Source organism: Paenibacillus sp. G34 (assembly GCF_056856875.1).
Map to the genome: position 1 here is coordinate 2,539,407 of NZ_CM166469.1, position 24,687 is coordinate 2,564,093.

General features: G+C 46.3%; 24 protein-coding genes. 18 read left to right on the forward strand and 6 right to left on the reverse strand.

Annotated elements, in window-relative coordinates; all coding sequences use genetic code 11:
* Nucleotides 1-56 precede the first annotated feature (56 nt).
* The 6 genes from AC1VYS_RS11585 (at nt 57) to AC1VYS_RS11610 (ending at nt 5,769) form a co-directional block, all read left to right on the forward strand.
* The gene (locus AC1VYS_RS11585) at nt 57-866 is read left to right on the forward strand and encodes an NUDIX hydrolase (RefSeq protein ID WP_482914349.1); all 810 of its coding nucleotides are present in this window, start codon (nt 57-59) and stop codon (nt 864-866) included.
* 46 nt (nt 867-912) lie between these two features.
* Nucleotides 913-1,470, forward strand: coding sequence for a cysteine hydrolase family protein (locus AC1VYS_RS11590; protein ID WP_482914350.1), 558 nt, complete (start codon nt 913-915; stop codon nt 1,468-1,470).
* A 92-nt stretch (nt 1,471-1,562) separates the two neighbouring features.
* The gene (locus AC1VYS_RS11595; protein ID WP_482914351.1) at nt 1,563-3,017 is read left to right on the forward strand and encodes a nicotinate phosphoribosyltransferase; all 1,455 of its coding nucleotides are present in this window, start codon (nt 1,563-1,565) and stop codon (nt 3,015-3,017) included.
* Between the two features lie 407 nt (nt 3,018-3,424).
* Nucleotides 3,425-4,072 carry a hypothetical protein gene (locus AC1VYS_RS11600; protein ID WP_482914352.1) on the forward strand — a complete coding sequence of 216 codons (648 nt, stop codon included), beginning with the start codon at nt 3,425-3,427 and terminating at the stop codon, nt 4,070-4,072.
* Between the two features lie 13 nt (nt 4,073-4,085).
* Nucleotides 4,086-5,093, forward strand: a complete 1,008-nt coding sequence (locus tag AC1VYS_RS11605) for an oxidoreductase (protein WP_482914353.1) — start codon at nt 4,086-4,088, stop codon at nt 5,091-5,093.
* Between the two features lie 88 nt (nt 5,094-5,181).
* Nucleotides 5,182-5,769: a hypothetical protein gene (locus AC1VYS_RS11610; RefSeq protein ID WP_482914354.1), complete on the forward strand. Its 588-nt coding sequence runs from the start codon at nt 5,182-5,184 to the stop codon at nt 5,767-5,769.
* A 96-nt stretch (nt 5,770-5,865) separates the two neighbouring features.
* Here the strand turns inward: AC1VYS_RS11610 and AC1VYS_RS11615 are convergent, their stop codons facing one another.
* Nucleotides 5,866-6,384, reverse strand: a complete 519-nt coding sequence (locus tag AC1VYS_RS11615) for a MogA/MoaB family molybdenum cofactor biosynthesis protein (RefSeq protein WP_482914355.1) — start codon at nt 6,382-6,384, stop codon at nt 5,866-5,868.
* 223 nt (nt 6,385-6,607) lie between these two features.
* Here AC1VYS_RS11615 and AC1VYS_RS11620 point away from each other — a divergent pair, with 223 nt between their 5' ends.
* The 5 genes from AC1VYS_RS11620 to AC1VYS_RS11640 all read left to right on the forward strand — a co-directional run bounded on the left by AC1VYS_RS11620 (nt 6,608) and on the right by AC1VYS_RS11640 (nt 11,608).
* Nucleotides 6,608-7,693, forward strand: coding sequence for a CobW family GTP-binding protein (locus tag AC1VYS_RS11620; RefSeq protein WP_482914356.1), 1,086 nt, complete (start codon nt 6,608-6,610; stop codon nt 7,691-7,693).
* A gap of 72 nt (nt 7,694-7,765) precedes the next feature.
* Entirely contained in the window at nt 7,766-8,101 is a 336-nt protein-coding gene (locus AC1VYS_RS11625; protein ID WP_482914357.1) for a four-helix bundle copper-binding protein, read from the forward strand.
* Between the two features lie 437 nt (nt 8,102-8,538).
* A complete protein-coding gene (argS, locus tag AC1VYS_RS11630; protein ID WP_482914358.1) occupies nt 8,539-10,266 on the forward strand; it encodes an arginine--tRNA ligase in 1,728 nt (575 codons plus the stop codon).
* A gap of 167 nt (nt 10,267-10,433) precedes the next feature.
* A complete protein-coding gene (locus AC1VYS_RS11635; RefSeq protein ID WP_482914359.1) occupies nt 10,434-10,979 on the forward strand; it encodes a hypothetical protein in 546 nt (181 codons plus the stop codon).
* A complete protein-coding gene (locus AC1VYS_RS11640) occupies nt 10,976-11,608 on the forward strand; it encodes a YdcF family protein (RefSeq protein ID WP_482914360.1) in 633 nt (210 codons plus the stop codon). Before AC1VYS_RS11635 ends, AC1VYS_RS11640 begins: the two co-directional genes overlap by 4 nt.
* A 154-nt stretch (nt 11,609-11,762) precedes the next feature.
* Here the strand turns inward: AC1VYS_RS11640 and AC1VYS_RS11645 are convergent, their stop codons facing one another.
* On the reverse strand, nt 11,763-13,856 hold the full coding sequence (locus AC1VYS_RS11645) for an ABC transporter ATP-binding protein (RefSeq protein ID WP_482914361.1): 2,094 nt from the start codon (nt 13,854-13,856) through the stop codon (nt 11,763-11,765).
* Nucleotides 13,857-13,868: 12 nt separating this feature from the next.
* A complete protein-coding gene (locus AC1VYS_RS11650) occupies nt 13,869-15,614 on the reverse strand; it encodes an ABC transporter ATP-binding protein (RefSeq protein WP_482914362.1) in 1,746 nt (581 codons plus the stop codon).
* Nucleotides 15,615-16,139: 525 nt separating this feature from the next.
* Here AC1VYS_RS11650 and AC1VYS_RS11655 point away from each other — a divergent pair.
* The gene (locus AC1VYS_RS11655; protein ID WP_482914363.1) at nt 16,140-16,436 is read left to right on the forward strand and encodes a HesB/YadR/YfhF family protein; all 297 of its coding nucleotides are present in this window, start codon (nt 16,140-16,142) and stop codon (nt 16,434-16,436) included.
* A gap of 367 nt (nt 16,437-16,803) precedes the next feature.
* On the forward strand, nt 16,804-17,253 hold the full coding sequence (locus tag AC1VYS_RS11660) for an NUDIX domain-containing protein (protein WP_482914364.1): 450 nt from the start codon (nt 16,804-16,806) through the stop codon (nt 17,251-17,253).
* Nucleotides 17,254-17,446: 193 nt separating this feature from the next.
* On the opposite strand, the gene AC1VYS_RS11665 is transcribed toward AC1VYS_RS11660, so the two are convergent.
* The 3 genes from AC1VYS_RS11665 to AC1VYS_RS11675 form a co-directional block, all read right to left on the reverse strand.
* Nucleotides 17,447-17,959 (reverse strand): ADP-heptose synthase, encoded by a 513-nt coding sequence (locus tag AC1VYS_RS11665; RefSeq protein WP_482914365.1) that lies wholly within the window; start codon nt 17,957-17,959, stop codon nt 17,447-17,449.
* A gap of 189 nt (nt 17,960-18,148) precedes the next feature.
* Nucleotides 18,149-18,592 (reverse strand): DUF441 domain-containing protein, encoded by a 444-nt coding sequence (locus AC1VYS_RS11670; protein ID WP_366296491.1) that lies wholly within the window; start codon nt 18,590-18,592, stop codon nt 18,149-18,151.
* Nucleotides 18,593-18,597: 5 nt separating this feature from the next.
* Nucleotides 18,598-19,638: a YpdA family putative bacillithiol disulfide reductase gene (locus AC1VYS_RS11675; RefSeq protein WP_482914366.1), complete on the reverse strand. Its 1,041-nt coding sequence runs from the start codon at nt 19,636-19,638 to the stop codon at nt 18,598-18,600.
* 177 nt (nt 19,639-19,815) lie between these two features.
* On the opposite strand from AC1VYS_RS11675, the gene AC1VYS_RS11680 reads away from it, so the two are divergent.
* From AC1VYS_RS11680 to AC1VYS_RS11700, 5 genes are all read left to right on the forward strand, one after another.
* Nucleotides 19,816-20,409 (forward strand): DUF2087 domain-containing protein, encoded by a 594-nt coding sequence (locus tag AC1VYS_RS11680; protein WP_482914367.1) that lies wholly within the window; start codon nt 19,816-19,818, stop codon nt 20,407-20,409.
* 513 nt (nt 20,410-20,922) lie between these two features.
* Nucleotides 20,923-22,017 carry a ribosome small subunit-dependent GTPase A gene (gene rsgA / locus AC1VYS_RS11685; RefSeq protein ID WP_482914368.1) on the forward strand — a complete coding sequence of 365 codons (1,095 nt, stop codon included), beginning with the start codon at nt 20,923-20,925 and terminating at the stop codon, nt 22,015-22,017.
* Nucleotides 22,018-22,074: 57 nt separating this feature from the next.
* Entirely contained in the window at nt 22,075-22,413 is a 339-nt protein-coding gene (locus AC1VYS_RS11690) for a L,D-transpeptidase (RefSeq protein ID WP_482914369.1), read from the forward strand.
* A gap of 64 nt (nt 22,414-22,477) precedes the next feature.
* Nucleotides 22,478-22,996, forward strand: coding sequence for a GNAT family N-acetyltransferase (locus tag AC1VYS_RS11695; RefSeq protein ID WP_482914370.1), 519 nt, complete (start codon nt 22,478-22,480; stop codon nt 22,994-22,996).
* A gap of 148 nt (nt 22,997-23,144) precedes the next feature.
* Complete coding sequence (locus AC1VYS_RS11700; RefSeq protein WP_482914371.1) at nt 23,145-24,626, forward strand: aldehyde dehydrogenase family protein; 1,482 nt, start codon at nt 23,145-23,147, stop codon at nt 24,624-24,626.
* Nucleotides 24,627-24,687: the final 61 nt, after the last annotated feature.

Sequence of the window (24,687 nt, forward strand, 5' to 3'; positions counted from 1 at the left end):
AAAGATATTATTATGTCATAATGAGATTATCAAAATGAATTTAGTCGGTGGTGCCCATGAGCGAAAATAACAAACACATTAACATTGAACCAGCGAACGATGAACTGGAAGCACGTAATTATAGTTCCAAGAAATATCGTACCCCGGATGGGGTTCCTGCGGATATCGTCATGTTCACCCTGACGAAACGTGAACGCAAAACGGTAACGAAAACCCTCCCAATCCGGGAGTTGAAGGTCATGTTAATTAAACGCAAGGGTTGGCCGTTTGCTGGAAGATGGGCGTTGCCTGGTGGATTTTGCCAAGAAGATGAGTCCATTTATGGTGCAGCGAAACGCGAATTAATGGAGGAAACCGGCGTAGATGGTGGACATCTGGAATACCTGAACGTTTATAGTCAGCCGGGTCGTGACCCGAGGGGATGGATTATCTCTCACGCTTTCTTTGCACTTGTTGAGGAGTGGATGCTTGAACACAGGCAGGCAGCAGATGATGCTGAGGATGTGGGATTGTTTACGATCAAGGAAGCACTGGAAGAGCTGGAACTGGCCTTTGATCACAGAACGATCATTGAAGATGCATACAGACGAATCCAGCAGCAGATGCTGGAGACTACGATTGCCAGACAGTTTCTCCCGCGTGATTTTACGTTAAGTGAATTATATCAGGTCATCCAGAGTGTGGTGCCCGATTTCGAAGAACCTAATTTTATTCGTAAAATAACATCTACACGCAGCCGTAAAGGAATTGTCGAGGAAGTGCGTGACGAAGAAGGCAATCTGGTTAGCTCGAATCAGTATTCTCAGCGTCCAGCTCAGCTTTACCGATTCACTGAGCTTGTACCTCGTTTATCGATTTATACGTAAGTAAACGGAAGATGCATTCAACCATATCCAAAAGGGAGTGTGGACGATGAAAGCATTGATTGTTATTGATTTTACAGAGGATTTTGTTACGGGAGCTTTGCCTGTAGGTCAGCCAGCTGTAGAGATCCAAGAAACGGTAGCGGCAATTACGGAAGCGTATCTCCATAACAAGGATGAAGTGATTATGGCGGTAGACCTGCACGAAGAAAATGATCCTTACCATCCGGAAACAGTACTTTTTCCACCTCATAACATTCGTGGTACAGAGGGAAGAGAACTATATGGTCGTCTGGCTGAGGTGATGGAGAAACGCGCGAACGAAATTCGATGGATGGATAAAACTCGATATAGCGCCTTCTGCGGAACAGACCTGGAACTGAAGCTGCGTGTACGAGGCATAACAGATATCGCACTGATTGGGGTATGTACAGATATATGTGTATTGCATACCGCTGTGGACGCGTATAACAAAGGATTCCATATTACGATCTATGAGGATGCTGTGGCCAGTTTTAACCCTGCAGGGCACGAATGGGCTCTAGGGCACTTTCGTTCGAGTATGGGGGCACAGGTGGTTAAGGCAAGTGAAACGATTTTGGCCTGATTCGCCACCGAGTATTAAGGTGTAATCAGCTTTATGCCCGTATTTTCAGGAACGATCTGAGAAACGAGCGGAAGTCAGAGAGGATGAGACAAATGCAGACAACAAGCCTGGCTTTACATACGGATAAATATCAGATCAACATGATGTATGCGCACTGGGTGAATGGTACACACAAACGGAAGGCAGTGTTTGAGGCCTACTTCCGTAAGCTTCCCTTTGGCAACGGTTATGCCGTATTTGCCGGATTGGAGCGCATTGTGAATTATATTAGCCAGCTCCGTTTCACCATGGAAGATATCAAGTTTTTATCCAAACAACCAGAGAATTATGATCCGGCCTTTTTGGAGGAATTGCTTCAGTTCTCTTTCCAGGGAACGATTCATTCCATGAAGGAGGGTGCAATTGTTTTTCCTGACGAACCGCTCATTCGGGTTGAAGGCTGTATTCTGGAAACGCAGTTGGTGGAAACAGCGATACTTAACTTCATGAATTATCAGACACTGATTGCAACGAAGGCTTCCCGTATTAAACAGGTAGCGCAGCAGGATACGCTGCTGGAGTTCGGAACACGCCGTGCGCAAGAAGCAGATGCTGCAATTTGGGGGGCGCGTGCTTCGTATGTTGCCGGTTTTCATGCCACATCCAATATGCTGGCTGGTGAACAGTTTGGCATTCCGACTGCCGGCACACATGCACATTCCTGGGTGCAGAGCTTTATGACGGAGCAGGAGGCGTTTGATGCCTACGCAAGAGTGCTTCCAGATCAGGTGACACTGCTGGTGGATACGTTTGATACGCTGAATAGCGGCGTTCCTCATGCGATCAAAACGGCCAAATGGCTGGAGAGTCAGGGCAAAAAGATGAATGCCATTCGCCTCGATAGTGGCGACCTTGCCTATCTTTCCATTCAGGCACGTCAGATGTTGGATGAAGCTGGACTGCATTATGTGAAAATCGTAGCTTCGAATGATCTGGATGAAAATACGATTTTTAACCTGAAAGCTCAAGGTGCGCGGATCGACACATGGGGTGTCGGTACACAGTTAATTACGGCGTCAGATCAACCTTCTCTGGGCGGTGTTTACAAACTGGTAGAGCGTGAAGTGAACGGAGAAATGTTGCCAACGCTTAAAATATCGGCCAATCCCGAGAAGGTGTCTACACCGGGTAAAAAAGAAGTTTTCCGGATCATTGATCCGAAGCATGGTAAAGCCATTGCAGACTACATCTGCTATCCGGATGAGGAGCAACCGCTTCAGGGAGGGCCGCTCAAGCTGTTCAACCCGCTACATCCTTATCTGAAAAAGACGGTGACTCGCTATGAAGCAGTGAATATGCTGGAGCCGATTTTTGTAAATGGGCGTAAGGTATATGATCTGCCTACACTGGATGAAATACGTGCGTACCACAAGGAGCAGTTGAACCTCTTCTGGCCTGAATACCAGCGGAAGCTGAATCCAGAGATTTACCGTGTGAACATCAGCCCTGCAGCATGGAATATGAAGCAGAAGCTGATAGCAGAGCATGTAAAATCAACAGAAGAGTAACATTCGTAAACGATATGCGAGAATAAAGGAGGCATAACTGGTAGAAATACCGGCTTATGCCTTTTTGATATGATGAAACATGGATGATGATCCCACCTAACATGTGTGAAGGTTCATAGAAGTATACCAGAGGAAGATGTACACTCACTTGATAAGCTATACTTGTGAAGTGACTCTCGTAAAGCGACTCTTGTAGAGCATCCATTGCATCTCCAGCTCCAAGCATTGCTTTAAGTAAGATAAACAAAATTATTTCTCGGGAAAGCGCAGGAAACGTCAAATCCCGCCATGTTCTTAGCGTAGCTTCGACAGAAGAAAATGCCTTTTGGAACAAGAAGCGAGGAGTGAGAATGGTTCTGTTTCAAACTCATGTCGACAGGGGATGAAAGGTAGAGGAGGGTTGCCTGATGAAATATGTGCTTGGACTACTGTGGGTTGCATTTATAGCTTACGCTTTATTTATGGCGCCGGGAAATCCCCCTGGGAATGACCCTGTATTTAACCAATTGCTTACATTCCAAAGCGAGGAGCCTTGGCTGCTTACGGTGTTTTCGTGGCTGGGTATTTTCCCGGCAGTCTATGCCTGCATTTTACTACGAAAATCAGTAAGAGTACGTGAGGATCAGCGTGTACCTGCATGGCCGTTCGTTTTGTTTTCTTTTGGGCTGGGTGCATTTGCATTGTTGCCGTATTATGCACTGAGTTCTCCTTTTCAAAAAGGAGTATCATCTGATCATCGGCCATCTGCTGAACGTCCGAAATCTGGCATTTCGCGAGTGGCATCGCATAAGCTGACCCATCTGATCTTGCTAATCTTAACATTAGGATCGGCATGTTATGCAATGATACAGGGAAACCCAGAACGTTTTGCAGAAGCGTTCAATCAATCCTCGTTTGTACATATCATGACAATTGACTTTGGTGTGCTAACTTTGCTGTCCGCGATGGCAATCTCCAGGGATGCCAGAGTGAACGGGCGGACAACTTACTGGGCATGGGCAGGATTGCTGCCGCTTGCAGGACCATTAATATATCTACTCACGGAACGAAAATAAGGAGATGATACCGATGAAAGAACAGTTTCAAGCTTATGTAATACGCAAGGATGATCAAAAGGGAGTAACCGCTGGTATAGAACAACTGAAAAAGGAAGACCTTCCGAACGGTGATGTGACAGTACAAGTACACTTTTCCAGTGTGAATTATAAAGATGGACTTGCGTCAAAAGAGAATGGAGGCGTAGTTCGCAATTATCCGATGGTGCCTGGTATTGACCTGGCTGGAACGGTGGAGGAATCCGTGAGCGGGCGCTTCGCACCTGGGGATCGGGTAATTAGCACTGGATTTGAATCCGGTGTTTCTCATTATGGGGGATATAGTGAGTATGCTCGTTTGCGGAGTGAGTGGCTGGTACCTTTACCGCAAGGATTAAGTGAAAAGGAAGCGATGGCAATTGGTACAGCTGGATTCACAGCGGCGCTTTCAGTAGACGCATTATTAAACGCTGGTGTAACCCCCGAAATGGGCAAAATTCTAGTTACGGGTGCCACGGGAGGCGTTGGCAGTATGGCGATTGCCATCCTTGCCAAGCTTGGCTTTGAAGTGACAGCGAGCACCGGGAAAAAGCAGCAAGAAGAGGCACTGCTATGTAGCTTAGGAGCCACCGAAGTGATTTCGCGTGAACAGGCGGACGCTCCGATCAAGGGAAGCATGGCTAAACAGCAATGGGCAGGAATTGTTGATCCAACAGCGGGTCCGGCACTGGGCGAGCGGTTGAAGCAGGTACAATATGGCGGAGCAGTTGCCGTGTCCGGGTTAACTGGAGGCAACAGTTTTGAATCGACGGTATATCCATTCATTTTGCGTGGTATCCAGCTGATTGGGATTGATTCGGTATATTGTCCCATGGAACGTCGAGAACACATCTGGAGGAAGCTGGGCGGTGAATGGAAACCGGAACGGGCTCTTACGCTGGGTATCCAGGAGAATACACTAGAGCAGCTGCCACACACGTTAGAAAATATATTACAGGGTGGTGCAGTCGGACGCACCGTTGTACGTATTCTGTCTGAATAATGTTTGGAATAAAATGTTTATCGCTTAGACATGCTAATTCTACCTGAGAGAGTCGCCCTGTTGTGGCTCATAGAAAGGAAGGTTAGACATGTCGCTGAATGAGAAAAAACGGAAATTGGCGGGTCAGAAAGTAAAACGCACCGTAATGGTAGGTAGCGTGCTGTTTCTAAGTGTGGTATCTCTGGCAGCTTGTATGTCTTCATCGATTGAGCAGGAAAGAAAAGTTTACACACGTGAAGCAACAACGGAAGGCAATTTCAGGGCAAAACAGCAAGGTCACGGGTTAAACGGTAGGTTAGCCAAACAACTAACAGAAGGTTTTGCTGCCAAACACATAAAGCTGATGAATAATATGTTTGAGGATGATGGTGATGGTGGCATGACTTATATGTACTTATTAAATGGCAGTGCAAGGCATATCGTCAAAGTGCATATCTATCATGATGCAAACATCAGGGCCGCACGAATGGAAGAAATGTATGGCGAGCGCAGAGAGAATGCAGTTCTGGAGAATGCACTGGGCAGAACGACCATTCGCAGTAAAGGACATGTATCATTTGTCTATACGGCTTCTGGTGGAGAGAAGGATGTATATGAGCAGGATGTTATGCAGGTATTTCAGGGAGTGCTTCATCAAATAAGAGAGAAAGACATCTTTTCCAATGACATGAATTAAAAATAAAGTTAAGTTCACTCAAGTTAAGCTAGTTAATTCCAACCATAAGTCTTGTGTGAGCAAAATAAAGATGAATATATAAACCCGTCTGATCCTTCAGACGGGTTTATATATTTCACGCATGACATGGCGTAGCTCAGGTAAAATAATGCGTTCCATGGCTAGTTTAACTGCTCCACGAGAGCCTGGCATCGAAAATACGGCTGTACGTCCGATGGTTCCGGCGACCGCTCGGCTTAGAATGGCTGCTGAACCGATATCCTCGGTATAACTGAGGTAACGGAATATTTCACCAAAACCAGGCAATTCTTTGTCCAGCAGGGAAGAGACGGCTTCATACGTAGTATCCCGGGGAGCGATGCCTGTGCCTCCACTCAGCAGCACGGCTTCGATATCATCTCGTACAACGGCATCTTGCAGAATGCTTTGAATGCGTTCTGTCTCGTCTGGAGTAATTACATACTCCACCACCTGATAGCCAGCTTGGTGCAATAACTCGTGCATGAGTTGACCGCTCGTATCCGTTTCTTTGGTGCGTGTGTCTGAGACAGTAACAATCATACAGGCGACGGTTTGTGGAGCTTCTTGACGGTGCTGCTCAACCGAATTGGTCATTGATAATCCTCCTTGAATCAACATGTTCTCATAGCATAGACCATTCATATAAATCCGGCAATGAAGTTTTCTGCAGGAGGGGTTTGCAAAAAACGATTAAGAACGATGTACGGAACAACACACAACAACACAGAATAGGCGTATTGCACAACAATTGAAGGATAGTGTACACTCGCTAATAGAGTCAGACTAGGATAGTGATTGGCAGAGAGGTGTGTAGATGATGAATAACTACAATGAACAAGGGAAAACCATTCCTGTATATATTTTGTCTGGTTTTTTGGGCAGTGGCAAAACAACATTGCTTGTGAAACTTATTGAATACTGGAAGCAACAGAATCTGCGTCCAGCGGTTGTGATGAATGAACTGGGTGAAGTGAATCTGGATGGTCAGATCGTGGATGAGGAAGTGCCCATGACAGAAATGTTGGGCGGATGCATCTGCTGTACCGTACGGGGCGATCTTGGACTTCAGCTTGCAGATCTTATTCAGGAAGAGTCGCCTGATGTCATCGTAATCGAGGCGACCGGTGCGGCAAATCCGATGGAGATTTTGGATGCTGTAACGGAAACTTCGTTATATATGCGTTTGGAGCTTAAAAGTCTGATCACCGTAGTGGATGCGGCCCATCTGTCCGGCTTGTATCAGGAGCAAAAGGGAAAAACCTTCAAACTGATGCAAGAACAGATTCGCTGTGCCTCGATGTTGCTATTAAATAAAACCGATCGGGTTCAAGCAGAGCAGCTACAGGATTTGGAACAGCTCTTGAACAAGTGGAACGGCTTTGCACCAGTGATTCCTACGGTCAAATGTGAAGTGCAAATGGAACATTTACTCCATAGCGGTGCTGACGTTCACATTCAGCAGTCAGGTGCAGTAGTTGAAAATTCAAATTATGCAGCAGAGTCTCATGTACATACAGACGCATGCCGTACACATGGATGCAATCATGGACATGACCATCATCATGACGATTCAGACGCTCATCATGAACATGCATCCAAACCTCACACATCACATGAACATGTTATGGTTTATACGCATTATTTCAGTGAACCCGTGAACAGCGAAGCGTTCGAACAGTTTGTGGCTGCTTTGCCGCGGGACATATACCGCGCAAAGGGAATCCTATCGTTTCGCGATACGGCAAGCCGGTTCTGGTTTCAATATGCCTATCGTGAATCGGATTACATGAAGATTACACCACAAGGTGATGTGCCCAATGTAGCTGTATTTATCGGTGAGCATTTTGACCAAACTGCCATTCGTAAACAATTGCTGGAATTGGAAGCGGTAAAACAAGACTAGGCTAATGGTTCAAAGTTCCTCCCAGATGGGTATTAAGAAGCATAGCAAACTTTGCCTGGGAGGTAACTTTAAATGACACAACAACAATACCAACAATGTATCGATGCTTGCCTGGAATGCATGAATGCTTGCAACGTATGTTACATATCGAGCCTGAAAGAATATGATTTGGCCATGCTGCGTGACTGTATTCGTATGAATCGGGAATGTGCTGATATTTGTGCATTTGCTGCACAAGCAATGACACGTGGAAGTGATTTTATCAGTGAAATTTGTGAACTGTGTGTGAAGGCATGTGAAGCCTGTGCAGCGGAATGTGGAAAGCATGGACATGATCACTGTCAGGACTGCGCAGAAGCTTGCCGCAGATGTGCAGAAGCTTGCCGTTTAATGGCAGCAGTTGCTTAATTGATTTGTATCATTAGACCAAATAACAGGGTTGCCAATCCATACAAGGATATGTATAATGATCTGAAATGATTGAAACAGCAATATCCGTGATCGGGAGAGTAGCCCAGATTCAGGCCATGACAGCGAGCCGGGTGAGGTGTAAGCCGGTATGCGATGATCTGCGTGAAGCGCACCCGTGAGATGGTTATCCGAAGCCATGCAAGGTAACTCTAATCAGGAGTACATTTAATGGATCTGAGGGTAATCCGGCCGCAACCGTTATTTGCACCGAGCGGATCGGTTATATCTGATATGCAATTTGATGCATGTTAGTAAACTGTTCACTTAGAGTGGTACCGCGGGAACTGTAAATACAGCTCTCGTCTCTTGTTTGAAGAGACGAGAGCTTTTTTGCGTTTATTTTAGCCATTTAATTAAGAGAAGGAGTGTTTGAAATGTTAATGAAACAGGCTGCAGCTCAGATTGCCCCTTTGACCGGACACACACCGGAAGAAGTGTGCAGATTATTGGAAGTTCCACCGCAGGAGGAGATGGGGGATGCCGCATTTCCTTGTTATTCACTAGCTAAGTCGCTAAGGAAAGCACCCGCCGTTATTGCCAGTGAGATTGCAACTGGTTTGCAGGCCACTGGAACGGATGCTACAGCTGCGGGGCCTTATGTGAACATTCGCTTTGATCGACATGCACTGGCACCCCAATTACTTAATGAGATAGCTAGCGAAACATTTGGCAAATTGCAACTCGGACGAGGGGCACGTGTTGTGATTGACATGTCTTCACCTAACATTGCTAAACCTTTTGGTATTGGGCATTTGCGTTCGACCGTTATTGGTGCAGCATTGTATCGTCTTTATAACGAAGCAGGTTATACCTCGATCAGTGTGAATCATCTGGGCGATTGGGGAACGCAGTTTGGCAAGCAAATCGCGGCATATAAACGGTGGGGAAATGAAGAAGCATTGCAAGCAGATCCGATCCGTAATTCTTTGGAATTGTATGTTCGATTCCATGATGAAGCAGAGCAAGATCCGTCTTTGGAGATTGAAGCACGGGACTGGTTCCGCAAGTTGGAACAAGGGGATGAGGAAGCCAAGCGGTTATGGGCATTCTTCGTAAAAGTGAGTATGCAAGAGTTCAACCGGATGTATGAACGTTTGCATGTTGATTTTGATCATACGCTGGGTGAGAGTTTTTATAATGACAAGATGAGTCCCGTTGTTGAGGATCTTCAAGCCAAAGGGCTACTGGAAGAGAGTGATGGTGCTCTTGTGGTAAGGTTGGACGAAGAGAATATGCCACCATGTCTGATTATCAAAAAGGACGGAACGACGATCTATCCAACCCGGGATTTAGCAACAGCGCTCTATCGCCATGATGTGATCCAGGCAGATCGATTGTTGTACGTTGTTGGCGGGGAGCAAAAGCTCCACTTCAGTCAGGTGTTTACGGTATTGTCAAAGATGGGGTATGGCTGGGCAGCAAATTGTGAGCACATTCCTTTTGGTTTGATGCGATTCGAGGGACGGAAGATGTCCACACGCAGGGGTAAGGTTGTCTTTCTGCAGGAAGTACTGGATGAAGCCGTAGCTCGTGCCTTGCAAATTATACAGGAAAAAAATCCGAATCTGGAGCAAGCTGAACAAGTAGCCGAAGCTGTTGGCGTCGGGGCTATTGTCTTTGGTGATCTGCGAAACAATCGGCTGAATGACATCGATTTTTCGCTGGAGGATGCGGTGAGTTTCGAAGGAGAGACTGGCCCTTATGTGCAATATACCCATGCTCGGATTCAAAGTGTGCTTTCCAAAGCCGCCAATGTATCACGAGAGGAGCAGGAAACGGTTCTGGACATGAACGATTCTGCTGCGGAGATTAAGAATAACCAATCAGTAACGGTTGTCGGCGATACGTCATGGGCACTGTTAAAATTACTTAGTGACTATCCGTCTTATCTGGAGAGAGCAGTGCTTCGCAACGAACCTTCGGTCATAGCCAAATATACGATTGATGTTGCTCAGGCCTTTAACCGCTTCTATCACGCCGAACGGATTGCGGATGCTCCAGCTGCCATCAAAGCTTTTCGAGTGGAGCTGGCAAAGCACACCGCTAAACGTCTGGCTTTCAACTTGTCTTTACTAGGTGTGCAGGCTCCTGAACGGATGTGAACGATGCTATTGTGATATTGCTATGGATTCATTTTAGCTAAACACAGCGTAAGAAAATCCGAAGTTAGACGCTGCCTTTTCCGGCAACTTGAATGTTGTTTGCAGTTTGGTTACGATAGAGGCATAATAAACAGCCAAGATGCACGGATGGAAAGGAGCGCTCGCACATGCATAACACGGATTTCCAGAATGATTTCATGCTGGACAGCGAACACTCCAAGGAACTGTTTGCCTATTACGGTTTGGCCGTATATTATGGACAGGCGCTGGAACAGCAACTGGTTAATCTTATTTTGTTAACTAAAATGTCACAGGGCAAAGTTGTGTCCGAGGAAGAGCTGGAGGAGTTATACGAGCGAAAAATGAGCAGTTCACTCGGCCAGCTTATTCATGAGGCACGCCACCATTTTACGTTTTCAGAAGAAGAAACGAACCAATTAAATGAATTATGGCAGCAGCGAAATCGGATCGTGCATCATTATTTTAAGGAACGTATTCATGAAACGTTCAGTCCGGAAGGTCGAACTCGTATGATTAAGGAATTGAATGATTTCAAAGAACGTGCACAAGAACTGGAGATGACCCTCCAGCAATATATAACTGCTTGGATCGCAGCATTGGGATTAAATGATGAGTCCGCGGCAGCATGGGCTGCTTTGGAACGAATGCATGCCGCAAGTTTTCAGGAACAGAGACTAGACGAGGAAGCATGAGTACCAGTCATTCAGTCCAACGCAGACACAAACATCAAATGAAACGCCGGGTAGTTCTGTTTATCTCACTCTTACTCGTAGCCGTAATCATTTGGGCAGGTGTCACAGCCGCAGGCATTCTTTCGGAGATGAATACCAACTCACTTAGGTCATCCGATGCAGCAATTGTGCTGGGTGCAGCGGTACAAGGGGAATATCCTTCACCGGTATTCCGTGAACGAATCGAACAAGCGATCCGGCTGTACAAGGCAGGTACGGTACGTAATCTCATTTTTACAGGAGGCTCCAGTATTGAAGGCGTTCCTACGGAAGCGTGGGTAGGACGCAAGTATGCTGTTGCCCATGGCGTAAGACCAGAGCACATCCAGATGGAGATGAAGTCGGTGATTACCCAAGAGAATCTGGTGAACTCGCTGGAAGTAGGGAGGCGGGAAGGATATCGGACCTACACCATTGTTAGCGATCCTCTGCACATGAAACGATCGATGAAAATGGCAACTGAACTTGGTATGGACGCCGTCCCATCACCGACACAAACAACAGCCTATCAGACCTGGAACACTCAAATTCCGTTCCTTGCCCGAGAAACAGTCATGTATATGGGGTATACTCTGAAAGGATGGAATTAATTGTAGTGAATAATTCGAAACGATAACAAAACCCGCTCTGTATAGTAACCAGAAGGCTACTGTGCAAAGCGGGTTATATGTGTTAAATACGTCACGAAATCCGAAATAGATCTGTTGCATAACATTTGTTGAATGAATTTGGATGTAAAGAAGGTTAAGCATTTCCTCCTGCGAGCGATGCCGAAGCCGTACTGAAGGAAGCAGCTGATTGAGTAGAACCATCGGGGATGGCTTCTCCTTGAGCCCCTTGCTGCAACTGATACATCTGATAGTAACGGCCTTTCAGTGCCATCAGATCCTCATGCGCGCCCTGTTCGACAATTCTTCCACGATGCAGAACGAGAATTTGATCTGCAGAGCGAATGGTTGACAGACGGTGAGCGATGATAAAGGTGGTGCGTCCTTTTTTGAGGACTTCCAGCGCGTTCTGGATCAAAGCTTCCGTTTCCGTATCAATATTGGCGGTGGCTTCGTCCAGAATCAGGATCGCGGGATCGAAAGCGAGTGCGCGTGCAAAAGAAATCAGTTGACGCTGCCCTGCGGACAACGTGCTACCTTTCTCAACTACCGGCTCATCAAAGCCTTGCGGCAGATGCGCCAGAATACGTTCTGCACCTACATCGCGCAGTGCCTGCTCAATCCGTGCCCGCGAAATTTTTTCATCACCCAAACTGACATTGGAAGCGATGGTACCCGTAAAGAGATACGGATCTTGCAACACGATGCCCATATGTTCCCGAATCCACTGTTTAGGCAATTCTTTAACGTTCTGTCCATCGATCGTAATTTTGCCTTTTTGCGGATCATAGAACCTGAACAGCAAGTTAATGATCGAACTTTTACCGGAACCGGTGTGACCGACGAGGGCCACCGTCTGGCCTTGTGATGCTCTGAACGAGATATTGTTCAGCACATAATCTTTTTTATAAGCAAACGATACATCGTCAAAAACGACATTTCCTTTATACCTCGGCATCGAGCCGTCTGTAACAGGTTCTCCTTTTTCATCCATCAGCTCAAATACACGGCCGGCAGAGACAAGAGAGGAGTCAAGGTTCGCAAGCTGGTTCACCATACCGATGATCGGCTGGAACAACCGCCCGAGAACGTCAACAAAGGCATACAGTACACCCAGTGAAATAATACTTGTACCTGTGATCGCACCTGCGCCGAAGTACCAAAGAACAACTGCAAAGGCGATATTCCGCAACACATTCACCAGGTTATGAGAGGTAAAGGCATTCAGATTGAGCATTTTGTTCTGATGTTTCATATAGTCTTCATTCAGCTCTTCGAATTCCTGGCGAGTTTGCTTCTGGCGACGGAACACACGAATGATGGACATGCCCTGAATAGACTCGTTAATGATTGCATTAATCTCACTTAGCCGCGAGCGAATGATCGTATTGTAACGGGTAGCGAATTTGCGATAGAGTACAATCCACGCAATCAGCATTGGCACAACAAACAGGGAGATTAGACCCAGACGTACATCGAGCAGGAAGAGAGCAATATAAACTCCTGTTATCGTAATAATGCCTGAGAAAAAGTTGGACAGTACCGCCACAAACAGATCTTTGACGGCCTCGGTATCATTGGTTACCCGGGATACGACCTTACCTGCGGGCAGATTATCAAAAAAGTTTACCGGCAGCCGCTGAATGTGCGCATACACGTCATTTCGAAGCCGCTGAATGACCTTGTTGGCAGAGGACTGCAGCCAGAAGGTTTTACCGAACTCCATAATAACGGAGATCACAAGAAAGATCAGATAATACACAATTAATTGATAGATACTTGGCATTTCGGGTTTGTAAAAAGCAAACAGTTCACCGGCAGAGAGCGGAACTGCCGCGTATTGACCGGTAACTTCACCTGCGCGAGTTACGGTTAAGGTTCCGTTCGCATAGGAACGATCGCCGTCAGGAGCATTGACCGGCTCGCCCACGAAATAAAAGCTTTTGCCGGCTTGCAGTATACGTACCTCGGCTCCTTTGGTTTCGTCTGGTGCGAACAACCCTTCACGTTTATAATTTTTCCCTTGATAAACGGCGGCTTCTTCCGAAGCTGCAGTCTCATAAAATGGCTGCTCAATGGCGAGCAGGTGATTATCAATCATGGATTTGGCGATAAAGGGTCCGGCGAGTTCAGCCGCAACCCCAATCGTCAGCATGATTAAGGCAGCGATGAATGTGCCTTTGGCTTTCAAGGCATAATCCAGTAGCCTTTTACCTGTATTGGACTTCAAATGAGTTACCTCCTACGTGGACAGATTGGACTCGACCTGTTGCCGTTCATATTGTTCACGGTACCAGCCATTTTTGGCGAGTAGTTCCTGATGAGTGCCTTCTTCCGTAATTTTACCGTGCTCCAGCACGATGATCCGATCTGCGTGTTCGATAGCGGACAGGCGATGTGTCGAGATCAATGTTGTTTTGCCAGCGCGTTTGTTGCGAATATTTTCAATGATTTTAGCTTCTGTGCGAGCGTCGACAGCAGACAGGGCATCGTCAAGAATAAGGATATCTGGGTCAGCAATAAAAGCCCTAGCCAGGGATACCCGCTGTTTCTGTCCACCAGACAAAGCGATACCTTTTTCACCTACAAGTGTATCGAGACCGTCAGACAACGTTCCGAGATCGCCGTCAAAGGCAGCGGTACGAATTGCTTCCATAATGACCTCATCCGACGCGTTTGGTTTACCGAACTGAATGTTCTGACGAACCGATTTGGAGAACAATACTTGCTCCTGTGGTACGTATCCGATCCAGCTGTGTAGATCATCCTTCGCAATATCCTCGATGGAATGTCCTGAAATGCTGAGCATACCTGATCCAGCAGGGTATTCGTGCAGCAATTGTTTGAGCAGGGTAGATTTTCCGCTTCCCGTGCGTCCTACCACACCAAGCGTCTCTCCGCGTTGAATGGTAACATTGATATGACTCAGATTATCCACAGTAGAGGTTGGATAGCGGAATGTCACATCTTTCATAACGATTTCGTCCGGCTGCGCAATATGAACAGGATGTTCTTTGTCCTGAACAGCAGGCTCTACGGATAACGTTTCGTTTACCCGATCCAGAGAAGCGCTACCACGTTGCATGAGGTTAATTAATTCACCGATGGCAAACATCGGCCAGATCATCATCCCGAGATACATGTTGAAAGATACGAGGTCTCCCAGTGTAATTTCATTGTGGAACACAAGATAAATACCGTAAGCCAGTGCAATAACATAACTCAGACCTACGAATAGTCGAATGGTTGGTTCAAATAAAGCATCCATTCGGGCAACCGCCAAGTTTTTGCGGTATACATCCTCCGTGACATCAGCAAATCGTTTCTCGTCCAGACGTTCCTGCACGTACGCGCGTACAACACGGATGCCCGCAATGGACTCCAGCACCTGATCATTCATATCACCAAAGGCATCCTGTGCCAACGTATAACGTTGGTGCACCGCTTTACCATAGATCATCATAGCGATGGCGATAAAAGGCAGGGGCAGAATTGCAGCCAAGGTCAGCTTCCAGCTGACGAGGAAACCCATGGCGAACAGTACGGTTAATAGAAATGCCGTGGAATCTGTTAGTGTGAGCATACCGAAACCTGCGGTTGTTGCTATAGAACGAAGATCATTGGTGGCCCGAGCCATCAGATCCCCGGTTCTATTTTTTTCGAAAAAGGGCGGCGTCATCCGCAGCAAGTGATCCATAAAGCGGGAGCGCAGCAACCGTTCAACGAGATTGGCTCCACCGAATAATTTGTGCATCCATATGTACGTAATCAGATAGATAATGATGACCGTCCCAAGAATAAGCGAAATGTAAAATGTTAATGAGGCGCTCGTAATGGAGCCACGTACGATCTCGTCGATGGCGTTCCCCAAAAGGCGCGGGGGCAGCAGTTCAGCAACGCCCACAAGGATGAGCAAAATGACACCAATCAGGTATCTTTTGCGTTCCAGCCTGAAGAACCAGGCCAGGTTTTTAAGTACAGAGAACAAGTGTTATCCCTTCCTTTCATTGTCCAAGAAATGCAAAATTCGTTCGAAATGATGGTTAAAGCATCTTAAAACCCATCTAAGCGCAGTCCAATTCAATAAAACCCACAAAAAAAGACACACCGCACGCAGGCGGTATGTCTTGGTTCTTCATACGGCAGCATGGACTCCGAGAGCAGAGCCGCCGCCGCACATAAGATATTGTGAGCAAACTTCACAGGGCTCTGGTAAAAAAGAGACACCTGAAGTGCTGTCTTATGAACGGAAAAATGATTTCGGGGATACTCCGGTATTTAATTGTGTGTTAATGTGAACCAACATATGTTTGTTAAACACCGTAATCACCCTTTCTTGTTAATGGAAATAAATGCAATGTAGACCTCGTATGTTTGCATCTTACCACCGGCTTTTACAGTCTGTCAAACATTTTTCACAACAACGTATGCCTTCATATGATTTGCAGGGTTTGTGTTCAAGCCGCTCTAGCGATATGATGTAACATATATATACAAAAGGAGCTGACATCATATGAATACCATACATGTATCCGACCAAGCTGCCCGCTGGTACAAAGAAGAACTGAACCTAAATGAGGGAGACAGCATCCGCTTCTTTGCCCGTTACAGCTCTGGCGGAGGTCTTCATCCAGGTTTTTCATTGGGGATTGCCGTTGAAAAACCGAGACATCCTGCAGACCAAACTGAAGTATCCGGTATCCAGTTTTTTATGGAAGATCACGATTACTGGTATCTGAAAGGGCATCAATTGCATGTGGATGTCGTTGATGAAGGCCGGGATATTGAATATCGTTACACCGAAGTGTAGTAAACACTGGTCAAGTACTCAACCAGATCAATAATCGCAGGTAATACACAGATCAACATAGGGTGACCCTGTCAAGCTATAGACTGTATTACATTCTAACGATCACAGGAAGCGCTATGTGCACCTTTTTCGACTGTTCAGCATTCTAACGATCTGTACAGACCTTATTTTCTGAAAAAGTGAAGATTTGATGTGTTTTTCTGAGGTTTGAGAGTAGATAAGATTCCTGGTGATCGTTAGAAATCGAAACGTCTTTAAATTAGCCAAATAAGCTCTCTGGTGATCGTTAGCGGGTAAAATTGTGCAGTCTGACTTGATTAAGGCTTGAAAGGTGAGTGTTGTAATCGGGACAAAGGAGGGATGAGGAGTGGATCTGCCGGCGCGGGATATAGGCCAGTACATTGCTAAACGGGCTAATATTGTGGTAAAAGCGGCCGTGATGGCCGCAAACGAACAAGGTAAGCTACTGCTCATCCAGCATGCCGAACAGGGGCATTGGCGGCTGCCTGTTGGAGAGATGCGTCCTGGTGAGACCATTGAAGAGGCTGCGCATCGTGAACTCTGGGAAGAGACCGGATGGACAACAGAGTTGATGAACTTTGAAGCATTATACTCCGGCCCAGAATTACGGCAAGTACATGCGAACGGTGATGAGGAATACTATGTTATTGCCTTATTCAAAGCCCGAATTATACAGGATGATCTTGTGGAAGCGCGTGTAAACAGCGATGCTGGTTTAAAGTTTTTTGATTCGAATGAACTGCCTCCGATGAACAGCATCAGCCAAACGCTACTGGAACAGTCTGGTTTAAAGTAATACGTGCATGCAGTACGAACGTTTGGAGTAACAGAATAAACTTCAGGTATAAGTATTGCTAATCTGTAATGTGTACAGTGTGAACCCAGAGTGCGGAACTGAAATGTGTGAATTCAAAAAAAGACCTCGACTGCCACTACACAGTGGAAGTTGAGGTCTTTTGCATATATTTGAGTATATGTTTTGCATTGAATTAAACCTGATCCAGTGGCTCGTCATCCATCGCAAAATCGAAATCATCAATATCAAACACCTGCACAGGGGATTCCGATTCAATGATTCGGGCAATCAGTTCCACTTGATCGGTCAGGATTGGAATACCCAAACGCTGAGAAGTGAGAATAAGCTCTGTCTCAATCGGGTCAAAGTATTCTCCATATTGTGCGGTATCCATCGCGTTAACAATCGTAATGCAAGCATGATCGCCAAACAGAATAGCAGGGCTTTTTGCCCAAGGTACAGCCAGGGCACGTTCAATCTTTTTCTTATTCAACGGCTCCTCAAAGTACGAGATCAATTCATTGATTTTGGTTTTGACATGCTGATCATCTGTAGGATTATCCATCATGGGATCAGCACTGCTCTGAAATTCGTATAGTTCAAGGATGGTGGTGTAAGGAACGATATATTCCACAGGCGCCGGCGGCGCAAGTAATTGACCGTAGATAGCCACCATCACGGCTTCGGTAACAAAGGGACGTGACATGGTTCCTGAATCCTCCTGAGGACGATAAACGTCGTGAAGTGCTGAATGAGTTCATCTGACAAGGTGAGAAAGATGTTCATCCCTGTTGCAAAGTGCATGCATCTGTTTGCATGAATAGAAGTATAGCACAGAGCGGTGGAAAATACAGCCAGTTTGCAAAAGCCTACACGCTTTACCGTACCGTACGGTTCAGGATTTACCTAAAAGCAAGGACAGGATGCCTGCTGCAATCAGCGGCCCAACAGGCACGCCTTTAAACAAGGCAACTCCAAGAACCGTCCCGATCAAGAGACCCGCTACAACCGTTGGCTGTGTGCTCATCAGTGAGGCGCCGCGTCCACCCAAATATGCAACAAGCAGGCCCACTCCAATCGCTAGAAGTGACTTCCAGTGCAGGAATGATTCACCGATGGTTTGCAGACTCATCTTACCACTGGCGAGAGGAGCCATAACACCAATCGTAAGAATGATGATACCTACGGTGAGTCCGTATTTTTCAAGCCAGGGAAAAGCTTGATTGACGTTTAGTACACGCAGCAGGAGAAGAAATACCATTGCAACGGTTACTGGTGTATTGCTGCTAATAATGCCAAGTGCCGCGAACACAAGCAACAGAAGGGAGGTCATGTCCATCGACTTCATTGCTCCTCAGGCAGAGCGCGATTTGTGCCGTTGATATGTTCTGAATGGTCAATGGCATGTGCTGTTTTGCTAATAATATGCTCAGCAATATAACGTCCATGCCAGCGGCCTGACTCGATAAACACTTCATTGGCATTGCGCCCCGAAGCGATAACACCGCCCACGTAAATTCCTGGTACGCTACTTTCCATTGTCTGTGGATTGTATAACGGTTTATCCATGTCCTCGGACATCTCAGCGCCAATGGAGGTCAGCAACTGACGGTCTGGCCTAAACCCGGTCATAGCGAGGACAAAGTCGTTCTCCAGTTCGCTCTCTGAACCGTCGGTGTGTACAATTCGGATTGAATCATCCATGATCTCATTCACACGTGAACCGAGATGAAGTGTAATGTGATTTTTCTGTACCATACTTTCGAATAAAGGGCGAACCCAAGGTTTAATATGGTCGGATAGACCCGTGCCTCGGTAAACCATATCAATATGAGCTCCAACGCGGACAAGCTCCATGGCGGCATCAACAGCTGAATTGCTTCCGCCAATAATGGCTACGCGTGTGCGAGTGTAAGGGTGAGCCTCCCGGAAGTAATGGGTCACCTTTTCCTTGTCTTCTCCAGGGATGCCGAGGTAATTCGGATGATCGAAATAGCCGGTAGCCACGATGACATGACGACCCTGATGTACAATGGTTTCTCCGCGCCGATTAACCGTATGTACCTCGAAAGTCCCGTCTTCCTTACGCTGGATCTCACGGGCTTCCTCATAATTATGAACGCGCAGGCCGAAATGTTCGGCTACTTTGCGATAATAGGCAAGTGCTTCATATCGAAACGGCTTGTCATTGGGGCTACTAAATGGCACGTTCCCGATTTCAAGCAACTCGGCTGTACTGAAAAACTGCATATGCGTTGGGTAAAGATAGATGGATTGTACAATATTGTGTTTCTCAATAATGACTGCGGACAATCCTACCCGCTCACATTCAATTGCCGCGGACAGACCGCATGGGCCTCCGCCAATAATAATGACATCTTCCATGTTCTTAATCCTCCTTCATTACAAGCAATATAATCCTACCGTAAATAACACTTCAATGCCAGTTTTGACATACAACCCAATGGGACGAAAATCAGAATGAATTTGAATTGACTCGCTAGTGAATATAGATTAATATCGAATTAGATGATCATCTAATTAAATGAGAGGTGTAAAACGATGCAGCTTGAGAAAATTGTGGCTTATCACAAAGCCTTGGCTGATCCTACCCGGCTTCGGATGCTTCTGCTGCTCTCCGAAGAAGAACTGCATGGACAAGCGCTGGCGGAGCGCCTTAATTTATCTCAGCCGACGGTCACTCATCATGCTGCCAAGCTGAGAGAAGCCGCGCTCATTCAAGAACGGCGAGATAAAAATACGGTTTATTTTACGTTGAACCCTTCATTTATCCGTGAACACGCCCAAGCTTCGGTTGATTTTATATTCAAAAGAAAGGAGCAATCCGATATGACAGATGTTAATGAGACCCTTAAAGCGTCCATTATGAGAAACTTTTTTTCCAAGGATGGTCGGCTTCGTCAGATTCCTGCACAGTACAAGAAAAAGCTGGTAGTGCTTGAATATTTGGTAGAGCAATTAGAGTTCGGGCGCAAGTACAGTGAGAAAGAAATTAATATGTTTATTCAGAACTATCATGAGGACTTCGCAACCATTCGCCGGGAGTTTATCATGCATCAGTTCATGTATCGCGAAGACGGAGTATATGAGCTCAATCCTCGAGAGATGTGGACAAGATGGGATCAGGTGAAATAAAGCGAGTACGTAAGAAAAAAGAATACTCTTGACAAACGAGCAGCAGACTGTGTAACATGATGGCATATTCTACAAGGGAGGCGATGTTCATGACAAATCTAACGGCAGTATACGTGGAGTTGAATAAGAACAGCGTCTCCGGAACGGATCAAGGTAGATTGAGTTTGCTATAGATGGATAGAAATATCCAAATTTTGGCGAACGATCAATAGACCTTCAGACAAAGTCACGGGAGACGTACCCGTGGCTTTTTTGTGTGCTGATAAGGGGAGTTTCAGAGCTGGGATAACGAAGGGATAGGAAAACCGTTATTCAATATGCTATGGAGTTTCTTTAATTCGCATAACTATGAATTGCCGCGGGTATAAACAAACCTGTGGCTTTTTTGTTTAGATCTGAATCGGAGATGCAGAATGAAGCCGAAAGCAAGCACGAAACAAAAAAATTGAATTTAAAAACACTTAAACTCAAAACGTAAACAATCTGGGAGGAATTTTTATTATAAATCAACGTATGGAAAATAAGAGGATTGAAAATTATGGCTGGTCTGCGGCATGGGAGAAACGATGGTCTGAGGAACAGTTGGGCTTGGAGTCCAGACGGCCAGCCCGAATAATTGCGGATCACGGACACATGCTGCGTCTGGTTACAGCAGACGGAGAATGTTGGGGCAAAGTGTCGGGAAAACTTCGTCATGATAGCTTGGAGACAGGACTTGCACCTGCTGTTGGCGATTGGGTAGCTGTGGCAGGAGAACAAGGTGAGGAAGTGATTATCCATCATGTATTGCCACGTCAGAGTCGTGTATCCAGGCAAGCCGCTGGCCCGGTAACGAAAGAACAACTGATTGCAGCGAACGTAGACACTCTTCTGATCGTTGCAGCGCTTAATCATGATTTTAACCTTAGAAGACTTGAAAGATATGTGTTAATGGCTTGGAATGGGGGAGTAAGACCCGTTATCGTTCTGAGTAAAAGTGATCTGAGTGATGCGGTGCAAGAACGAATCCATGAAGTGGAAGGGATTGCCCCCGGCGTGGAAGTACTAGCGATCTCTGCCGTAGAAGGACAAGGGAAGGACATGCTGGAAACGTATCTGAAATCAGGAGCAACTGTAGCACTCACAGGCTCCTCCGGAAGTGGCAAGTCGACACTGGTCAACTGGATGATGGGCAAGGAGGTTCAGATTACGCAATCCGTGCGTGAAGGGGACAGCCGTGGAAGACATACAACAACGCATCGGGAAATGTTTATATTGCCGCAGGGAGCCGTCTTGATTGATACGCCGGGCATGCGTGAACTTCATCTCTGGGACGAGGGAGAAGATGGCCTGTCGCAGGCTTTTGGTGAAATTGATGAGCTGGCTGGTGCATGCAGATTTATGGATTGCAGTCATACAAAAGAAGAAGGTTGTGCAGTTAAAGAGGCCATTGAAAACGGTGAACTGGATGAGAAAAGGCTGAATAACTTCCTCAAGATGCAAAAAGAGATGCAGTATCAGCGGCGCAAGGAAGAAGTCGCTTCGCGTAAGCGGACAGCTTCAAGCAAACCGATCAAAACACGCAAGGCCAAGCATACCCAGCGGATCAAAGATTGGGAACAGGACTGATATAAGGCGGGGCATCCCTGTTTGTCTTGCATAGGATAGGGCAGGAGGGATGTCGTAATGCCAAATTACAGAATTATCGTGGACTTGTCTGACCACATGTTATATCTGCTGGATGGAGATCAAGTTGTAAAGGGGTATCCCATAGCTACAGGTAAGATGCTTACCAGTACTCCAAGCGGAGAGTTTACAATTATCAACAAACAAGAGAATCCGGGAGGGCCTTTTGGTGTACTCTGGATGGGTTTGTCCAAACCGCATTACGGTATTCATGGAACCAATGAACCTTGGTCAATCGGCAAATCCGTATCGCATGGTTGCATACGTATGTACAATTCGGATGTGCTGAATTTGTCTTCCAAGGTATCTGTAGGGACCCGAGTTACGATCCGGCCATAGGCCGGGTTGTGCTTCTTTGAATGTGAGAGGAATTCGTCCTAAGAGAGAAAGGGAGTAGAAACCGATGCGAATTAGACTAGCACGTGAAGTGGATGCACATGGGATTGCGCATGTACATACAGAGAGCTGGAAAACAACATATCGGGGGATCGTGCCAGATCATGTTTTGGATGATTTGACTACAGAATCTAGATTAAACCAATGGGAGCAGCAGTTACGTTCTGACGAAAAAGATCAGATTGTAATCGTCGCTGAGGATGAAGACGGGAAAATTGTCGGTTTTGCCTGCGGAGGTAAGAACCGTGAAGGTAAGTTACACTATGAGGGAGAATTATACGCGATTTACCTGTTGCAGTCCTATCAGCATTCTGGAATTGGGAGACAACTCGTCAAACGGGTAGTTTATCACCTCCAAACATGCCAGATACGCACGATGATCATTTGGGCATTGGAGCGAAATCCAGCGTGCCGTTTCTATGAAAAAATGGGTGGTATCCCTATTCAAACCCAGTGGATTCGTATCGGGAACGAAGATCTGGCAGAGATCGCCTACGGCTGGTCTGATCTGACGTCATTTGATTGATCGTTCAACTTGGTCATGTTATCCAAGCTTGAGTCTTACTCACTCCGTTTTACGTTGCGATAATCGTTTGCCTAACTTCGAACAAGGTCAATGAATGAGACATCATTTTTTTATGTACATTCTAATCTGAAGATCGGAGGCGTGCGTAATGACTTTAGTGGATAACCAACATAAGGCGGGAACGTGGACTAAACAATATATCTCAGGCAAATGGGTAGAGGGCTCAGGTCAGAAAATGATAGAGAACATCAATCCGTATACGGGTGAAGTTATCGCGACCTGGCGTTCTTCCAGTCAGGAGGATATAGATCAGGCTTATAAATCTGCGCAAAAGAGTGCCGTGGAATGGAAAGCAACGCTACCTTCTATTAAAGAAGAGGTACTTCGTAAAGTTTCCAGCCTAATGGATGAACGAAAAGAAGAAATTATCCAACTGCTCATTACGGAATCAGGCAGTACTAGAATCAAAGCTGAAGCGGAATTTGCTGCAGCGAGACGGATTGTAGACGAGTCGGCTTCGTTTCCTTATCGGATGAAAGGGGAACTGATCCCATCCAACACGCCAGGCAAAGAAAATCGGGTAATCCGTGAGCCTAAAGGCGTTATAGGTGTCATCGGACCATGGAATTTCCCGCTGCATCTCTGTCTGCGATCCGTCGCACCCGCAATCGCACTTGGCAATGGTGTAGTTATCAAACCGGCCTCGGACACCCCGATCACAGCGGGCTGGTTGATTGCGGATTTGTTTGAACACGCGGGACTGCCTAAGGGCGTGTTAAATGTTGTAGCTGGAAGTGGCAGCGAGATTGGAGATTATTTTGTTTCACATTCAATCCCTAAGGTGATCTCATTTACAGGCTCCACAGAAGTGGGAAAAGGCATTGGCAAACTTGCGGGCGAGCACCTTAAGGAAACGGCGCTCGAGCTTGGCGGGAACAATGCGATGATTGTCTTAGAAGATGCAGATATTGAGCATGCGGCACAGGCTGCCGTATTCGGAAAGTTCCTGCATCAGGGCCAGATCTGCATGGCGCTAAACCGAATTATTGTGCATGAAGATATATACGACCAATTTGTTCAATCCTTTGTAAACAAAACGAAAAACATACACGCTGGCAATCCGGCTGATGAGAAAACGCTAGTAGGACCGCTAATCCGCAAAGAAGAAGTTGAACGACTGCTTGAACTCGTGAAGCAGGCTCAGGATGAGGGTGCTCAATTAATGCTTGGTGGAACACATCAGGACAGTGTGCTTATGCCCACGGTACTTGCTGATGTGAAACCGGAACAAGAGATTGTACAACAGGAGCTGTTTGGCCCTGTAGCGATCATCATGAAAGCTGGAGATGAGCAGCAGGCTATCAGGTTCGCTAATGATACTCCCTACGGCCTTAGTGGTTCTGTATTTACAGGCAATCTGGAGCGGGGATATCAGGTAGCACAGCAGATTGAATCCGGTATGGTGCATGTGAACGATCAATCGGTCAATGATGAAGCTCATGTCATGTTTGGTGGAGAGAAATCCTCTGGCATCGGTCGTTTCGGCGGAGACTGGGCGATTGAAAAATTTACACGTACACGCTGGATCAGTCTACAGCATCAATTTCGGGAGTTTCCCGGCGTAGAATAAGTCGAATACGCCTGGATGGAGTCATACAATCCACTAATTATCCGAGTCGGTTCCCAATGAA

Coding starts and splice junctions, on each gene's coding strand:
- AC1VYS_RS11620 (WP_482914356.1), top strand. CDS start 6,608: ATGAATAACTACAATGAACAAGGGAAAACCATTCCTGTATATATTTTG.
- AC1VYS_RS11605 (WP_482914353.1), top strand. CDS start 4,086: ATGAAAGAACAGTTTCAAGCTTATGTAATACGCAAGGATGATCAAAAG.
- AC1VYS_RS11590 (WP_482914350.1), top strand. CDS start 913: ATGAAAGCATTGATTGTTATTGATTTTACAGAGGATTTTGTTACGGGA.
- AC1VYS_RS11600 (WP_482914352.1), top strand. CDS start 3,425: ATGAAATATGTGCTTGGACTACTGTGGGTTGCATTTATAGCTTACGCT.
- AC1VYS_RS11680 (WP_482914367.1), top strand. CDS start 19,816: ATGCAGCTTGAGAAAATTGTGGCTTATCACAAAGCCTTGGCTGATCCT.
- rsgA (WP_482914368.1), top strand. CDS start 20,923: ATGGAAAATAAGAGGATTGAAAATTATGGCTGGTCTGCGGCATGGGAG.
- AC1VYS_RS11675 (WP_482914366.1), bottom strand. CDS start 19,638: ATGGAAGATGTCATTATTATTGGCGGAGGCCCATGCGGTCTGTCCGCG.
- AC1VYS_RS11670 (WP_366296491.1), bottom strand. CDS start 18,592: ATGGACATGACCTCCCTTCTGTTGCTTGTGTTCGCGGCACTTGGCATT.
- AC1VYS_RS11610 (WP_482914354.1), top strand. CDS start 5,182: ATGTCGCTGAATGAGAAAAAACGGAAATTGGCGGGTCAGAAAGTAAAA.
- AC1VYS_RS11615 (WP_482914355.1), bottom strand. CDS start 6,384: ATGACCAATTCGGTTGAGCAGCACCGTCAAGAAGCTCCACAAACCGTC.
- AC1VYS_RS11690 (WP_482914369.1), top strand. CDS start 22,075: ATGCCAAATTACAGAATTATCGTGGACTTGTCTGACCACATGTTATAT.
- AC1VYS_RS11585 (WP_482914349.1), top strand. CDS start 57: ATGAGCGAAAATAACAAACACATTAACATTGAACCAGCGAACGATGAA.
- AC1VYS_RS11625 (WP_482914357.1), top strand. CDS start 7,766: ATGACACAACAACAATACCAACAATGTATCGATGCTTGCCTGGAATGC.
- AC1VYS_RS11655 (WP_482914363.1), top strand. CDS start 16,140: ATGAATACCATACATGTATCCGACCAAGCTGCCCGCTGGTACAAAGAA.
- argS (WP_482914358.1), top strand. CDS start 8,539: ATGTTAATGAAACAGGCTGCAGCTCAGATTGCCCCTTTGACCGGACAC.
- AC1VYS_RS11665 (WP_482914365.1), bottom strand. CDS start 17,959: ATGTCACGTCCCTTTGTTACCGAAGCCGTGATGGTGGCTATCTACGGT.
- AC1VYS_RS11695 (WP_482914370.1), top strand. CDS start 22,478: ATGCGAATTAGACTAGCACGTGAAGTGGATGCACATGGGATTGCGCAT.
- AC1VYS_RS11700 (WP_482914371.1), top strand. CDS start 23,145: ATGACTTTAGTGGATAACCAACATAAGGCGGGAACGTGGACTAAACAA.
- AC1VYS_RS11640 (WP_482914360.1), top strand. CDS start 10,976: ATGAGTACCAGTCATTCAGTCCAACGCAGACACAAACATCAAATGAAA.
- AC1VYS_RS11595 (WP_482914351.1), top strand. CDS start 1,563: ATGCAGACAACAAGCCTGGCTTTACATACGGATAAATATCAGATCAAC.
- AC1VYS_RS11635 (WP_482914359.1), top strand. CDS start 10,434: ATGCATAACACGGATTTCCAGAATGATTTCATGCTGGACAGCGAACAC.